We start from the raw sequence: 15807 nt of genomic DNA on the forward strand, positions 1-15807 counted from the left end.
GATACCGAATCGGTACTTGGTGCCTCAGAGCACGAATAAGAAAAGGAATATCAATAGTTACACCATTAGGTGAGGGACGACTACGGCCTAAAAAGACTTGAAGATAGATTTGACGGGGTGCTTGACATTGTGCCGCATAAGAAAAAGGCCCGTTCCAGATGGAACGGGCCTTTTGATTTGTTTTGCGCTTTGGATTTAGAATTCAAATCCCATATCCAAACTTACAATGTGGGTGCGGGAGTTGCTGATTTCAGTATCGAGGATACCTTCAGCCGGTCTTGCGTCGATGGTGCGGTCTTTCATCCAGAGGTAGTTGTAGGCAGCATCGATTTTGAAGCTTTCATACTTCCAGCCAATACCGAAAGAAAGGTTCTGGCGGTCACTGGTAGGCAGCATGTAGTCAATGTAGCCATCGGGGATGGGGCTCTGGTCATAGAAGTAACCAACTCTGAGAGCAAGGTCTTCAATGGGCAGATATTCAACACCGAACTGGAATCTCCAAACGTCATTCCATTTTTTAGGAACTTCTACTGATGTCTGTCCGATGGCGGTTATTTTTTCGAATTCGTAAGTCAAGTGGCTGTAGTCACTCCACATAGACCAGATGGCGTCGAATTCAAAGTTAAGATTTTTTAACGGTTTATATTCAATTCCGCCGAAAAACATATGTGGGGTCTTCATGGTCATTTTGACGTCTGAATCCGTGAAGGATCCGGGCGCTAGGGCTGCGGCTCCGGGAGAAACAACGTAGCTTGCAGACCCGGAAGCTCTATGGCTCATTTTACTGCGCCAGGAAAGACCGATGGACCATTGGTCATTGGGTGTAATGTGGATAGCAGCGTTTACGCCGGGGGTGAAGCCGTTAACGAGGATGCGCTGGTCTACATCAAAAGTGTATGTTGTAGGGTCCTTTAGGGTAGAAGCATCAAGCTTCTTTCTGAGGTCGGCGCGGACCTTCATAAATTCAAGACCACCCGCAATAGATACGTACTCGTTAAATTTATATGCGAGGTTTGGGTTGAAAGAGTAACTTTCAATTGCTGTATTGTAGGATGCATATCTGCCGGACCACTTTTCGTCGAACTCGGTTCCAAGTCCAAAGCGGGTAAATGTACCGACACCCAGCCAGAGGTTATCATTAATCTGGTGTGTGATGTATGCATTCGGCGGGAAGAAAACGTTATTGGTACCACTGTTTTTTGTGGAAACGCCATTGTAGGTGGTGGTCAGATCCATCATGGGAGAGATCATGGCTACACCGGCTTGAATATGGGTCCCGTCCAACTGAGTTATACCGGCAGGGTTCCATGCAATGGCAGATGGATCGTCAGCCTTTGCTATCATGGCTCCACCAAGTGCGTTACCACGAGCTCCCCACTCGTAGATAGCAAAACCTGCTGCTTCAGCTTTACTGCTGAATCCGGGGACTATTGCCAATCCCATTAAAACGATTAGCACGCTGAAACATGCTGTAAACTTGGTCCTCATATACACTCCTTCAAAAAAAATGCTGAAAATACTTAATGACTTTGACTAGATAAAGCCATCCCCTCAAGAAAATGCATATACTGACTAGCTTGAATGTTAAATTAAGTAAAGTAAAATTGACGCAATTGTAAATTGTTGTAAAAATAACAAAGGTTATAGTTAGTTTTATTTAGCATACATGTGCGTATGTTTATTTGTTGTGGTGGTATTTCGTATGCTTTCGGTGATGCAAAAAGGCGTTGTTGCAATGTTGTTTTTTTAGAGTATGTTGGTGTAACAGTGTTAACGGATGAGTTTCGGCTAGTAGTGTAGTTTGTAATCGCTATTTCAAACGAAAACAATATTGCATTTTTGGTTTGGTGTGATGAGTTATGGAGTGCTGCAAGAACGCAGATTGATTAACATAAAAAAGGCAGCCACATGAGTGTGACTGCCTTTTTATCTTCTATGGTAAGGAGTTGTTAGCGAATAAAATACGCAAGATATTCCTGATTTCCTTTGGGCCCTTTAATACTGGAAGGAACAAGTCCTTTCAAATGAAGGCCCAGTTCAGTAGATGCGAAATTAACAATCCTATCCACTGTCTGCTGCCTTAGTGATTCATCGTGGACAACCCCTTTGTCGGTTTGTCCAGGGGCAACTTCGAATTGTGGTTTGATCAGGCAGACGATTTCGCCTTTTTCCTTGAGGAACCGCACAAGGGCTGGAAGTATTTTTGTTAAGGAAATGAAGGAGACATCGCAGACGGCAAGATCAATTTTTTCCGGGATCAGGTCTTCCTCTGCATGGCGCAGGTTTATGCGCTCAAGGTTGGTAACCCGTTCATCCTGTTGCAATTTCCAATGCAGTTGTCCGTAGCCCACATCCGCGGCATACACACGAAGAGCTCCGAATTGAAGCATGCAGTCGGTAAACCCCCCGGTGGAAGCGCCTGCATCAAGAGCCACTTTACCTTTGGGGTCAAGGCCGAGTTCTTCAATAGCGGTTAGTAGCTTGTAACCGCCACGGCTGACAAAGCGGTCGCGGCCTTTGACTACGATTTCAAGGTCCTGATCCAACTGCATTCCAGGTTTAGTGACCGGAATTTTTTGTCCGTCCTTAAGGTAGTGGGCCTGTCCGGCCATAATCATGCGCTTAGCCTGTTCTTGAGTTTCTGAGTGGCCTTGGGAGAACAGCATCTGGTCTGCGCGTTCCTTCTTTGCCACTTATTTTTTCTCCAGACCGAGCATGGAAACAACGTTATCCGCTGCTTTAGAAATGTAGTCAGCTTCAGACATTTTTTCTTTTTCAGTACTTTCGATAACAAGCTCAGGCTTGTTGGAGCGGGATACGTCCGGGGTCACTTCATATTCAGCAGGGAAGTCGTTCTGGTAGTACATGTCTTGAAAGCCAACGAATTTGAGCTGGTGCGCGGTGGAGTCCAGCACAGCACTTTCTTGCTCGTTGATCAGTCCCAGTTCTTTGGCCCGGATCAGTCCGGCAAAACATTCGCCGCCCTGAGTACAGGCAATGTGTCCGTGGGAGTTGGCCAGCAACATGGAATCCATGATCATCTGTTCGCTGACCTGAATTACTTGAAATGATTTTTTGCCGCCAATAGCTTCAAATTTTTCAGCGAAATGTTTTACGCGCGGGAAGGAAACCGGGTTACCAATCATTGCGGCTTGCGCAACAGAGGCTTGAACTTTAACAGGCTTGTATTCGCGCTCGCTTTCTTCTTTAACGGAGTAGTAGCGGTAGACCGGGTCAGCATGGGCGGATTGAACACCGAATACGCGAGGCAGTTCGGTGATAATTTCCAGCTCGTAGAGTTTGAGGAAACCGGCCATGATGGCAGTGATGTTACCTGCGTTTCCAATGGGAACGAAAATGCATTTATCTTTGAGATCCCAATCATACCACTGGGCAACTTCAAAGGCATATGATTCCTGTCCCAGAATTCTCCAAGAGTTTTTAGAGTTGAGCAGGGCTACGCGGTAGTTGTCTGCAAGATTCTCAACAACCTTCATGCAGTCATCAAATACACCGGGAACTTCCAGAACCTTGGCTCCACTGCCCAAAGGCTGAGCAAGCTGTTGCGGGGTAACTTTGCCTTGCGGAAGGATAACAACAGATTTAACGCCTTCTTTCATGTACGAGGCATAAAGAGCTGCCGCTGCTGATGTGTCTCCGGTTGAAGCGCAGACAGTCAGGATTTCATCCCAGCTGTTTTTGTTCATCAGTGTGTTTATGTAGCTGAAAGCACAGGCCATGCCGCGATCTTTAAAAGATGCACTGGGGTTCTGCCCGTCATTTTTGTATGCGGTTTTGATGCCTGTTACAGCATTGAGAGCATCGCTTGATGCAACAATAGGGGTGTTGCCTTCCCCGAGGTAAAGGATCTCATCTTCGTCCATTACCGGGGCGAAAAGTTCGTAGAAGCGGAAGATGCCGTGCAGGCTGTCGTTTTTAGTGGAGCAGCGAGCATCAAAGATTTCGCGCCACTCTTTGCCGCTGGTTTTTTTTAGTTCGTCGAAAGTCAGGTCTTCGAGGATGAAAACAGAACCGCATTCAGGGCAGGTGTAGTGCAGTTCGTTAATGTCATAGCGGGCGTTGCAACCCAGACAATGATATTCCATTTTACCGCGATATTCAGGAAATTTATTAGCAAGACTCATGGTTTATCCTCCGATGGAAATATTTTGCCTCCGGCGGCCCTGCCGGGTGCCTTAACCCCTTTGAAAAGGGTCTAAGAATCCCAAACTTTTTAGTAAGGCTTTGCCGCTGGAGACGATTAAGTATCTTTTATCAAAGAAATTCAGGCCCCATGTTAAATTTATGGGGAGATTTTATTTTTTGGGCAAGCATATCGATCATAAGAGCGAAAGCCCGCTAGGGAGTCCAGAGGGGCTTAGCCCTTCTGGTCCCGCTGAAGGCGTCCCCGAGGGGCCGCCGGAGGGCTATATGGCACAATTAACCGGGCCAAATTTTAGGTATACTCATGGCGAACATCCAGACGCCGAGGCTGATCTTGAGCGCCATGCCGAAGGCTTTGCCCCAGAACGCACCATATGCGGAATGTTTGGCTTCGACAAAGCTTCTGCCGTGGGTTAGCTCGAGGACAAGGCAACCGCCGAAAGAACCGAGTAGCGCACCGGGCAGGGCACCGAGACCGAAAAAGAATGGTGCTCCGAGGATCGCTCCACCGATGGCTCCTATGAATGCGCCAATATTGCCGCGTCCGGTTGCGCCGTATTTCTTGCCCCCAAAATATTGGGCCACGAATTCAAGAATTTCACCCACAAGAGCGATAATACCTAGAATTATGATGAAGTTCCAAGTCATTGTTTCGGGCTGATAGAATTTCCACCCGGCAACAAGAGCCAAAATAAGCCAGTTAGCCGGAAGCCCGAAAATATGCAGTGCCAGCGAGCACAGCATAAGCAGAATGACTAGAACTGCCAATGCAGTAATCATTATTTATTCCTCGTCCCTGAGATCCACAACGCGCACAGCCTTGCCTTCCGTTTTGGGAATGGAGTTATGTTGCACCAGTTCAACTCTTGGGGTGATGAGGATTTCATCGCGGAGCATTCCGGCGATCTTTTTCTGGATACCCTGCAATGCCCGCATATCTTCGATAAAATGTTCTTCCTTGATTTCCACCTTGACCCTGATCTGATCCATGAGACCTTCTTTGATCAACTCAATGAGGTAATTCTGGCCCACTTCGGGGATGCCCATAATGATTTTTTCGATTTGCATGGGATAGATGTTCACGCCTTTGAGGATGAGCATGTCATCAGCGCGGCCCATGATGCGGTCGATGCGCCGTGAGGTACGGCCGCATTTACACTGACCGGGAATGAAACGGGTCAGGTCGCGGGTACGGTAGCGGATAATGGGCATTCCTTCACGGGTCAGGGTAGTCATGACCAGTTCGCCGACTTCGCCTTCAGCAACGTGTTCCCCGGTTTCGGGGTTGATAATTTCGGCGATATAGGAATCTTCCCAGACATGCATGCCAGCCTGCTCAGTACATTCAAAGGCTACCCCCGGACCGTTCATTTCAGACAGGCCGTAAGAGTTGTAGGCTTTGATGTGCATCAGCTCTTCGATTTTGCGGCGGGTGTGTTCGGTATGCGGCTCAGCTCCGATGAGGGCTACCTTCCAAGGCATTTCGGCTGGATCGTAGCCTTCTTCGCGGACTTTGGCTGCAAAGTAGAGGGCGAAAGATGGAATGATGTGCAAGGCGGTGACGTTAAAATCGCGGATAAGTTTGATCTGACGCTTGGTGTTACCGGCACCAGCAGGTACGGTCAAACAGCCGAGACGTTCGGAACCGTAATGAATACCGAGTCCCCCGGTGAACAGGCCGTAACCGGACATATTCTGGAGTACATCGCTTTTGCGTACACCGACTGCGTACATGGAACGGGCCATGAGGTCGGCCCATGTATCAAGGTCTTTTTGGGTGTAGAGGACTGCGGTGGGCGTTCCGGTAGTACCGGAAGAAGCGTGCAGACGTACAAAATTATCCAGCGACTGGGTCAGCAATCCGTAGGGATACTGAGAGCGCAGGTCATCTTTGGTGGTGAAGGGAAGCTTGGTTACATCATCAGCTGTTTTGATGATGGATGGATCAATGCTGTTCTTTTTGAAAACTTCACTATAATACGGAGAATTTGCAGCCAGCTCGATGGTTTTTTTCAGTCTTTGAACTTGAAGTTCTTCCAGTTTGCCCCTTTCAAGGGTTTCGGCTTCATGAAAATACATTAATTTTCTCCGTGTAAATGTTTTCAGTGCATCACGTCATAAATATTATCCGATTATTCATCGTCATATTCTGACGGATATGGCTCAGCAGCGAGGTTTTCAAAGGATGTATACGGGCCGAAAAAGGCCAATTCAACAATACCAGTAGGGCCGTTACGCTGCTTACCGATAATAACTTCCGCAGTATTGGTGATAGGTTTGTCTTCTTTTTTGTTGTAGAAATCTTCACGGTAAAGGAAGAGAATAATATCTGCATCCTGCTCGATCGCACCGGACTCACGCAGGTCGGACATCATTGGTCGTTTGTCGGTACGTTCTTCAACTTTACGGTTAAGCTGCGACAGGGCAATAACTGGGATGTTCAGTTCTTTGGCCAGTGCTTTAAGTGTTCGTGAAATATCAGAAATTTCCTGTTCACGAGAGTCGACACGCGCACTTGAGCGCATAAGTTGCAGGTAATCTACCATTACCAGCCCGAGGTTGTGCTGGGATTTCAAACGCCTGCATCTTGCGCGTAGTTCCATGGTGGAAATCGCGGGAGTATCATCAATAAAAATGGGTGCTTCTGTCAAGTCTTGAGCAGCGTCATAGAGCTTGGTCCAGTCTTCGTCATCCAGCTGTCCTGTTCTAAGACGGGAAAGGTCAACCTTTCCGTGACAGGCGAGCATACGGGTCATAAGCTGTCCCATTGCCATTTCAAGGGAAAATACAGCAGTAGTGACCCCGGAATGAAGTGCGGCGCGCATGGCTACGTTCAGGGCAAAAGCTGTTTTACCCATACTGGGACGACCGGCGATGATGATCAAATCGGAGTTTTGCAGCCCCGCAGTCATCTCATCAAATTTGTGATAAGTGGTGGTTATGCCGGTAACAAGCGATTTTTGCGCAACTCTATTCTCAAGATCTTGAAATACTTCCTGAATGAGAGCTTTACTACCTTTAATAGTGGTAGTCTTTTTAGAGTCAGTGATATCAAAGATGGCTTGCTCGGAATGATCCAGAAGTTCTTTGACATCCTGAGCTTCAAAGCTTTCATTAATGATATTGGCAGCTGTATCGATAAGGCTGCGCTGGATGCCTTTTTCAGCGACAATTTCAGCATGGTGCAGGGCATTTGCGGAACTGACAACAGAGTTGGCAAGTTCTGCTAAATACACAGGGCCGCCTACTGAATCAATTGTACCTTTAGCAGTAAGATATTCACTGACAGTGATCAGATCAATGGGCGCATTTCGACCATAGAGATCTTCAAAGGCCCGGAAAATTTCCTGATGGGCAGGGGAATAGAATGCGTCGGATTTGACGATATCAACGAGGTCGTTGAATATGGTGTTACTTAAAAAGACACCACCGAGAACGGCCTGTTCTGCTTCGAGGTTGTGAGGCGGGACTTTACGCAAAAGATCGGACGAAGCGTCGTTAGACGCTCCGCCCGAATTGTAGTCTGAGCCTGATTTACGCTTCTGCTTCTGCTTCTGCATCTGCTTCCGCTACGGGTGCTTCGGTTTCAGCGGGTGCTTCAACCTCTTCTGCGGGCTCTTCTTCAACCGGTCCGCCAACTTTGGCAACAACCAGTTTAACTTCACCGCGAACTTCGGGGTGGAGTTTAATTTCGATGTCGTACTCACCGAGGGAACGGATAGGATCGGACAGCAGGATTTTTCTGCGGTCGATTTCGAAATCCATTTCTGCGAGAGCGTCAGCGATGTTAACTGCGGTTACGGAACCGTACAGTTTTTCGCCTTCACCGACACGAACTTCAATGTTAACTTCAACTTCAGCCAGTCTGTCTCTGAGACCTTCTGCCTGAGTGCGGAGATTATCAGCCATTTCCTGAAGCTTTCTTTTCTCAAGGTCGAACTGCTTGAGGTTAGCTTCGGAAGCAGGCATGGCCAGACCCTGAGGAATCAGGTAGTTGCGGCCATAACCGGCTTTAACGGATACGATATCTCCAAGACTACCCAGAGCGTCTACATCGGCACGTAAAATAAGTTTCATGTAGTCCCCCTAGATACTCTTTTTCTTAACATCGGTGCTATGCACAGTAGTGTAGTGCATGAGTGCCATCTGTCTTGAACGTTTGATTTCAGTGGTCAGACGACGCTGATGCTTAGCGCATGTACCGGTGATTCTGCGAGCAATAATTTTGCCGCGTTCGGTTACGAAGTCCTTGAGAATGTCAGGACGTTTATAATCGAGAGGAAGGTTCTTATCCGCGCAGAAGCGGCAGAACTTTCTTTTGGGTGTGAATTTTCTTTTGAACGCCATGATTAAGCCTCCTCTGCCTTTGCGGTTTCATCAAGTTTAACAGTTACGAACTTGAAGATTCCATCGGTGATACGAATGTTGCGCTCGAGTTCTGCAACCAGCGGGCCGGGTGCTTCGAATACGAGGCGGACATAGTATCCACGAGTCTGGTTCTGGACAGGGTAAGCCAACTGGCGGGAACCCCAATCGTCGATCTCATCCATTTTGCCGCCTTCGCGGTCGATGATTGCGATGAGTCCTTCAACGAGTTCCTTGCGATTGTCGCTCGCAAGTTCAGGGCTCAAAAGCAACAGTGCTTCATACTTTCTGAGCATTTATAAAACCTCCTTATGGTCTATGGCCCTTTCCTATAAATAAGGGCAAGGCAAAAAAGGATCACTATTCCCTTCACTGACTTCTGTCAAGCCAGAAACCTGTATATCTTAAAAAAAGGAAAGCCGGAAGTAAATTTACTCCCGGCTTTTGTACTTAAGATCTGTCTGGAATTTAAATTCCCAGAATATTGTAACCGCAATCAACGAAGTGGGTTTCTCCGGTAACACCAGCGGAAAGGTCGGATGCGAAGTAGACAGCAGTTCTACCGACATCATCAGTGGTTACGTTGCGTTTGAGCGGTGCTCTTTCTTCGATGTGTCTGAAGATGTCCTTAAAGCTTGAGATGCCGGAAGCAGCCAGGGTCTTGATGGGGCCTGCGCTGATGGCATTGATACGGACATTCTTCTCGCCGAGATCTACGGCAAGGTAACGTACGCTGGCTTCAAGGGTAGCTTTGGCTACACCCATTACATTGTAGTTGGTGATTACCCTGTTTGAGCCGAGGTAAGTCATAGCCATAACGGAACCGCCGGGCTTGATGATACCTTCATATGCATTACAGAGGCTGACCAGTGAATAAGCAGAAACGTCCATAGCGAGGTGGAAGCCGTCGCGGGAGGTTTCGATGTATCTTTTCTTGAGGTCATCACGGTTAGCGAAAGCAACGGAGTGGATGAGTATATCAATATCTCCCCACTGTTCTTTTACTTCTGCAACGGAAGCAGCGACGCTTTCATCGCTCTGCACGTCACACTGGAAAGTGAACGCACCGCCCAGTTCTTCGCTGATGGGTTCAACGCGTTTCTTGATGGCGTCGTTTACATAGCTGAAAGCCAGTTCGGCTCCCTGTTCTTTAAACTGCTTGGCGATGCCATAAGCAATGCTTTTTTTGTTAGCAACACCGAAAATCAGTGCTTTTTTACCTTTCAGAAGCATTGATATCTCCTTATTTTGCAACTTAATTTTTAAATGTATTTAAGCGTCAAGTTCTGATTCAGTCAAGAGGGTGAACGCTTCCATGTACTTATCGCGGGTTTTGGTTGCGATTTCTTCGGGTACTTCGGGAGCCGGGGGCTGCTTGTTGAATTTGATTTCAGTCAGCCAGTCACGCAGGAACTGTTTGTCAAAGCTGGGCTGGGATTTTCCTGCTTCGTAGCCTTCAACAGGCCAGAAACGAGAGGAATCCGGGGTCAGTACTTCATCAATGATGATCAGTTCGCCATCATAGATTCCGAATTCAAATTTGGTATCGGCAATGATGATTCCTTTTTCACGAGCATAGTCACGACCACGCTTGTAAATTGAAAGGGTGGCTTCCTGAACTTTATCAAAAAGTTCTTTGCCAAGCATTTCGGTGGCTTTTTCTACGGAAATGTTTTCATCGTGTTCGCCCAGCTCCGCCTTGGTGGAGGGGGTGAAGAGCGGCTGCTCCAGCATTTCGGATTCTTTGAGTCCTTCTGGTAGTTTGTGGCCGCAGACTTCGCCGGTGTTCTGGTAATCCTTCCAGCCGGAACCGGTGATGTAGCCGCGCACAATGCACTCGATGGGCAGGGGCTTGGCTTTTTTGACCAGTACGGAACGTCCTTCCAACTGATTGCGGTATTTGTGGAGAACTTCAGGATAGTCATCCACTTTAGAGGCGATCAAATGGTTGGGAACGATGTCTTTAAACATGTCCATCCAGAAGAGGGTGATCTGGTTCAGGATTTTACCCTTATCGTCAATGGGATTGGGCATGATGACGTCATAAGCAGATATTCTATCGGTGGTAACCAGCAGAAGCTTGTTCTCATCCACTTCATAAATATCGCGGACTTTACCGCGTGAGAGAAGTTTCAGTTCTTTGATATCAGTTTCAACAACATGTTTGGACATCCGCGTATCCTCTTATAATTAGTTAAAATGATTGTTGGGCATACAACGCGGCGAAGCCCAAATGAAAGTTCTTGGGATTCTTAAACCCTTTTTTCAAAAAGGGTTTAAGTCGCCGGAGGCAAAATCAAATAGACCTAAAGCGCGCAGCGCATCAACTTTTTAATCTTGTCTCAACAGAACGGGCATGCGCCTCAAGACCTTCGAGGCGAGCCAGTCTTGCAATTTTTCCGCCGTGGCGGTTGATGTAATTCTGATCAGTATAGATCAGACTTGTCTTTTTAGTAAATGTCTCCACTGAGAGGGCAGATGAAAATCTTGCTGTTCCTACAGTGGGTAGAACGTGGTTGGGGCCTGCGAAGTAGTCTCCAACAGGTTCGGGAGTGAAGTGGCCCATGAAAATGGCACCAGCATGTTTGATTTGGCCGATGGCTCCCCATGGTTCTTCAAAAGCAAGTTCCAAATGTTCCGGAGCCATTTTGTTAACAAAATCAATCCCTGTTTGAAGATCGGGGACTTTGACTATTGCGCCCCAGTCTTCAAGAGATTTAAGGGCGATCTCACCACGGGGAAGAAGGTCAGCCTGTTTCTTGAGTTCATACTTGACCTTTACGCCAAGCTCATCATCCCAAGTCACGAGGATGGAAGAAGCAAGCGGGTCATGTTCGGCCTGAGAGAGTAGGTCCGCTGCAATCCATGCCGGATCGGAATCTCCGTCTGCGAGGATTGCAACTTCACTGGGGCCGGCAATCATGTCGATGCCGACTTCACCTACCAACTGGCCTTTGGCAGTGGCAACAAATATGTTACCGGGGCCTGCGATAACATCACAGGGAGCGATGGTGTCGGTTCCGTAGGCAAGACCACCGATGGCCCATGCTGATCCGGATGCGTAAATTTCGGTAATACCCAGCTCCTGCGCAGTGGCAAGAATATATGGGTTCAGAGTTCCGTCCTTACGGGGAGGGGAGATTACTGCAATTTCCTTGACCCCGGCAACCTGTGCAGGCACGGCGTTCATTATCATGCTGGAGATGAGCGGGGTTTCTCCGCCCTGACCTCCGGGGACGTACAGGCCGACACGGTCAACAGGGCGTACCAGCTGGCCGAGGATGGTTCCGTCTTCTCCGGTAGTCCACCATGATTCTTCAACCTGTTTGCGATGAAAATTTCTGATGTTGCGGATGGCCTCTTCGATAATTTCAAGGTCCTGAGATTCAATTTCCGCATAAGCAAGACTGCGTTGATCCCTGCTGACCTTGAGCATGGACTGGGTGAAGTCCGGGCAGTCGAATTGTTTGGTGTAATCTACGAGGGCCTTATCGCCTTCGGTTTTTACTTTGGAGAGGATGTCTTTGACAATGGAGTCTACTTTACTGTCGGGGTTGACTCTTAGTTGGAGCCATTTCTTGATTTCCGGCCAGTCCTGCTGTCCAGAATAGGTGATATCTCTGCAAGGCATAGAAGTGTCCTTAAGATGTGATTGGTGAGTATGATACTTACGAAGAGAAGTATTTCTGATGTGTTTTTCCCTTATCTTAATGCGCTTTAAAAGTCGAGCAGAATAGGGCGAGGCATTGGGAAATAGAAAGGGCCGGAAGTTTGCAAACTTCCGGCCCCCGGCGTCAAGGCTATGCTAAATTTCTAAGATTTCTTAGAACTTGTAAACGAGACCAACTGCGAACTTGAGGCAGTCAGCGTCTTTACCTGCGCGAGCAGCTGCGCCGGTAACGGGGGAGTTTTCCCAAACGTTTTTGTCAAGGTTCATGTTTACGTAACCGAATTCAACGATAGCAGCCAGTTCGTCGTAGATCTGGTAGTTGGTGTTGAAGTCAACTTCGAAAGCATTGTCCTTGGTGGTCAGGAAGTTACCGTCAGCAGCGATGTTGGTGTTGGTAACGCCAGCAGTAGCGCTTTTGATCAGGTCTTTGTCGTTGGTACCCTGGATGTACAGGAGGTGAATGTCGTGGCTCAGTTTTTCGAAGAAGGAGATCTTCTCGAGAGAAAGGCCAACAGTCCAGAAACCAGACTGTTCATCGCTGTCGAGGTCAGCAGAAGTCAGAGCGGAACCACCGAAGTAGGTGGAACCGAAAGCCCAGTCGTTAGCGATAACGGGCAGACGCTCAGAACCGTTTTCGGTTTTGTCATCTTCACCAGTACCGTATGCGAATACCAGTTTGGGCTGTACGAAGTCCATACCAGTGTAAGCAAGAGAAGCATCAAAGAACAGACCGGAACGATCGTTCTGTTTTACGTCGCCGTCAACAGCACCGTAAACGATGTCAGCGTTGAAAACGATGGGATCGAACATATCCATTGCAAAAGAAGTACCGAGCCACCAAGCGTTAGCGTTTTTGGTCTGTGCAGCAGTACCGGGTGCAGCAAAACCTGCAACAGCAGCATTACCAGCAGCAGCAGCGTTGCCGATGATGGAGTATGCAAAGTAAGGGGTAGCAGAGAGACCATCGATAGTGATGGGCAGTGCTGCGTAGAAGATGTCGATTTCGTCTTTGCGGTTGTTAGCTGTGGCAGCACCGGCAACGGTATCAGTGTTGAAACGGTCGGTGTTGCGAATGAAAGCACCAGCAAGTGCGATCTGATCAGTGATAGGAGTTTCTACCATGAACAGGCCACGCTCAGTACCAGCGAGAACCATGTTGCCTGCGGCTGCGCCGGGAAGGTCAACAGGTGCGATACCAGCGGTGGTCAGAACTTCAGTACCGGGGAAACGGAACTGGAGGTAAGCACGCTTAATGGTCAGGGAGTTGTCATCTGCGTTAGTGGAGTCAGTGTTGAGTCCACCGTCGCCTACGCGGTTTTTGTACTGAGTGTACAGAACTGCCCAGAGGTTTTCGTTTGCAATGAAACGAAATTCGGTACGAGCACGGAACCAGAAGTTCAGGTCGTCGTTGCCTCTGGTAGCGGAATCCTTATCATTAAGGAAGTTCGCATTGTCGATCATGTTCATCTGGAACTGGAACTGGCCTTTAGCGTCCAGATCAACTGCGGATGCAGAAGCAGCAAAGCCGAAGACCATGCATGCGAGTACTGCAAGAATTGCAAGTTTTTTCATTATTTTTATCCTTTTGCTGAATAAATGAGTTTAAGCACGATTGCCTGACGCCTACCTTCAGGGACAGTTCTAGCTCTTCAGCAAACTCATGGCAAGTGAAAAGTTACATTTTTTTGACAAGGGTAAAAAAAATTTTACCGTATAAATTTTTATACCCCGGCATTGCTGATAAAAACATAGATATTCTCTAGAGTTTTCAAGTCTGCCTCTTAAGGCAATACTGACAGGGGGATTCATTGATTACCCTTCTGAAGGGATCCCTTATAGACAAGTTTAAATTTTTTTACAGGACATGCCCGGGGGAAACCTGAATTTAAAAAGTGTCGATTTTTCGGCATTGATTAAAAGAAAAAAGGGCCGGAAGCGTATGCTTCCGGCCCATGATATCAGGCTGTTGTCTTTGAGTTTTTTAGAAAGAGTAGACCAGACCAAATGCAAATTTGAGCATGGGATCGGTTTTACCGTCACGAGCGGAAACGTTTCTCCATGTGTCTTCGTCGAGATCGACATCAACGTAACCGAATTCCACAATAGCTGCCAGTTCGTCATAAATCTGGTAGTTGGTGTTGAAGTCAATTTCGATTGCGTAGTCTTCGTCAGTTAGGAAGTTTCCGTCATCTGTGATGTTAGCCAAGTTTGCGCTGTGATTTTTAACAAGTTTGGCGTCGTTGGTACCCTGAATGTACAGGAAGTGAATGTCGTGGCTCAGTTTTTCGAAGAAGGAAATCTTTTCGAGAGAGAGACCTATGGTCCAGAAACCGAGCTGTTCTACGTTGTCGAAGTCTGTTGAAGTCAGAGCAGAACCACCGAAGTAAGTGGTACCGAAGGCCCAGTCGTTAGCGATAACGGGTAGACGTTCGGAACCGTTATCGGTGTCGTCATCTTCACCTGTGGAGTAGGCGAAAAGCACTTTAGGCTGAACAAAGTCAAGTCCTGTGTAGGCCAGAGAAGCATCACAAAGCAGACCGGAACGATCATTGTCTTTAGCATCTGCGTCTACAGCACCGTAAACGATGTCAGCGTTGAAGACGATAGGATCGAACATATCCATGGAGAAGGAAGTACCGAGCCACCATGCGTTAGCATTTTTGGTCTGAGCGGAACCTACTGGACCGGCGAGACCCGGCAAAGTGGCACCTGCATCATTAACAGCTTTGTCGCCGATGATGGAGTATGCAAAGTAAGGAGTAGCAGAGATACCATCTATTGTGATGGGCAGAGCTGCGTAGAAGATGTCCAGCTCATCTCTTTTGTTGGTGGCGCCGTCACCGTCTACACCATAACGGTCAGTGTTGCGGATGAAAGCACCAGCAATTGCTATCTGGTCGGTAATAGGAGTTTCAACCATGAAAGTTCCGAGGTCGGCATCACCAAGAACCATGTTGCCTGCAGCAGCACCGGGCAGGTTAACGGAGAGGATACCAGCGGATGTCAAAACTTCAGTGCCGGGGAAACGGAACTGCATGTATGCACGCTTAATGGTCAGGGAGTTGTCATCTGCGTTAGTGGAGTCAGTGTTGATTCCGCCGTCGCCAATACGGTTTTTGTACTGAGTGTACAGAACTGCCCAGAGGTTTTCGTTAGCAACAAAGCGAAATTCTGTACGAGCACGGAACCAGAAGTTCAAATCGTCGTCGCTGTTGCCGCCGTCTTTTTCAGACAGGAAATCCTGATTGTCGATAATGTTCATCTGGAACTGAATTTTACCTTTAGCGTCCAGATCAACTGCGGATGCGCTTGCTGCGAAACCCAGAACCATAGTGGTTAGGACTGCAAGGATTGCAATTTTTTTCATGTTAACCTTCTTTTGCTGAATGAGTTTTATAACAATTGCCTGACATCTATTGTTGTGATCCGTTTTAATTCTTGCTGGATTTCATAACTACCCGCAGAGCATCAATTTTTGGCCCATTTGCTAATGAGTTAAAAAAATTTAACCTGAAAAAACGATGAATCCGAAATTTTGGATGGTAATTTATTCAAAGCATCCAATTGATGGAAACCCTTTATTGACAGTGAGTATGGAGGGAGATAGG

General features: G+C 47.6%; 14 protein-coding genes. All 14 read right to left on the reverse strand.

Going from position 1 to position 15807, the window contains the following annotated elements; all coding sequences use genetic code 11:
- Window positions 1-195: 195 nt before the first annotated feature.
- Window positions 196-1488, reverse strand: coding sequence for a transporter (locus D0S45_18785; protein TIH12149.1), 1293 nt, complete (start codon window positions 1486-1488; stop codon window positions 196-198).
- Window positions 1489-1949: 461 nt separating this feature from the next.
- The gene (locus tag D0S45_18790; GenBank protein TIH12150.1) at window positions 1950-2693 is read right to left on the reverse strand and encodes a TlyA family RNA methyltransferase; all 744 of its coding nucleotides are present in this window, start codon (window positions 2691-2693) and stop codon (window positions 1950-1952) included.
- Window positions 2694-4145, reverse strand: coding sequence for a threonine synthase (gene thrC / locus D0S45_18795; protein TIH12151.1), 1452 nt, complete (start codon window positions 4143-4145; stop codon window positions 2694-2696).
- Between the two features lie 295 nt (window positions 4146-4440).
- Window positions 4441-4944, reverse strand: a complete 504-nt coding sequence (locus D0S45_18800; GenBank protein TIH12152.1) for a DUF456 domain-containing protein — start codon at window positions 4942-4944, stop codon at window positions 4441-4443.
- 3 nt (window positions 4945-4947) lie between these two features.
- Entirely contained in the window at window positions 4948-6243 is a 1296-nt protein-coding gene (locus D0S45_18805) for a phenylacetate--CoA ligase (GenBank protein ID TIH12153.1), read from the reverse strand.
- Window positions 6244-6296: 53 nt separating this feature from the next.
- Window positions 6297-7724 carry a replicative DNA helicase gene (gene dnaB, locus D0S45_18810; GenBank protein ID TIH12154.1) on the reverse strand — a complete coding sequence of 476 codons (1428 nt, stop codon included), beginning with the start codon at window positions 7722-7724 and terminating at the stop codon, window positions 6297-6299.
- Window positions 7699-8241: a 50S ribosomal protein L9 gene (locus tag D0S45_18815; protein TIH12155.1), complete on the reverse strand. Its 543-nt coding sequence runs from the start codon at window positions 8239-8241 to the stop codon at window positions 7699-7701. The genes dnaB and D0S45_18815 overlap by 26 nt, the downstream gene beginning before the upstream one ends.
- A 9-nt stretch (window positions 8242-8250) precedes the next feature.
- A complete protein-coding gene (gene rpsR, locus D0S45_18820; protein ID TIH12156.1) occupies window positions 8251-8511 on the reverse strand; it encodes a 30S ribosomal protein S18 in 261 nt (86 codons plus the stop codon).
- Between the two features lie 2 nt (window positions 8512-8513).
- The gene (locus D0S45_18825) at window positions 8514-8825 is read right to left on the reverse strand and encodes a 30S ribosomal protein S6 (GenBank protein ID TIH12157.1); all 312 of its coding nucleotides are present in this window, start codon (window positions 8823-8825) and stop codon (window positions 8514-8516) included.
- Between the two features lie 172 nt (window positions 8826-8997).
- Window positions 8998-9762, reverse strand: coding sequence for an enoyl-ACP reductase (locus D0S45_18830; protein TIH12158.1), 765 nt, complete (start codon window positions 9760-9762; stop codon window positions 8998-9000).
- A gap of 39 nt (window positions 9763-9801) precedes the next feature.
- Window positions 9802-10701, reverse strand: a complete 900-nt coding sequence (locus D0S45_18835; protein TIH12159.1) for a phosphoribosylaminoimidazolesuccinocarboxamide synthase — start codon at window positions 10699-10701, stop codon at window positions 9802-9804.
- Between the two features lie 151 nt (window positions 10702-10852).
- Window positions 10853-12160 carry a histidinol dehydrogenase gene (gene hisD / locus D0S45_18840; protein ID TIH12160.1) on the reverse strand — a complete coding sequence of 436 codons (1308 nt, stop codon included), beginning with the start codon at window positions 12158-12160 and terminating at the stop codon, window positions 10853-10855.
- Between the two features lie 192 nt (window positions 12161-12352).
- The gene (locus D0S45_18845; GenBank protein TIH12161.1) at window positions 12353-13771 is read right to left on the reverse strand and encodes a hypothetical protein; all 1419 of its coding nucleotides are present in this window, start codon (window positions 13769-13771) and stop codon (window positions 12353-12355) included.
- A 409-nt stretch (window positions 13772-14180) separates the two neighbouring features.
- Window positions 14181-15566, reverse strand: coding sequence for a hypothetical protein (locus D0S45_18850; GenBank protein TIH12162.1), 1386 nt, complete (start codon window positions 15564-15566; stop codon window positions 14181-14183).
- Window positions 15567-15807 lie beyond the last annotated feature (241 nt).

Origin of the sequence: Marinifilum sp. JC120 (assembly GCA_004923195.1) — a bacterium.
In the GTDB taxonomy this organism is placed as follows: domain Bacteria; phylum Desulfobacterota; class Desulfovibrionia; order Desulfovibrionales; family Desulfovibrionaceae; genus Maridesulfovibrio.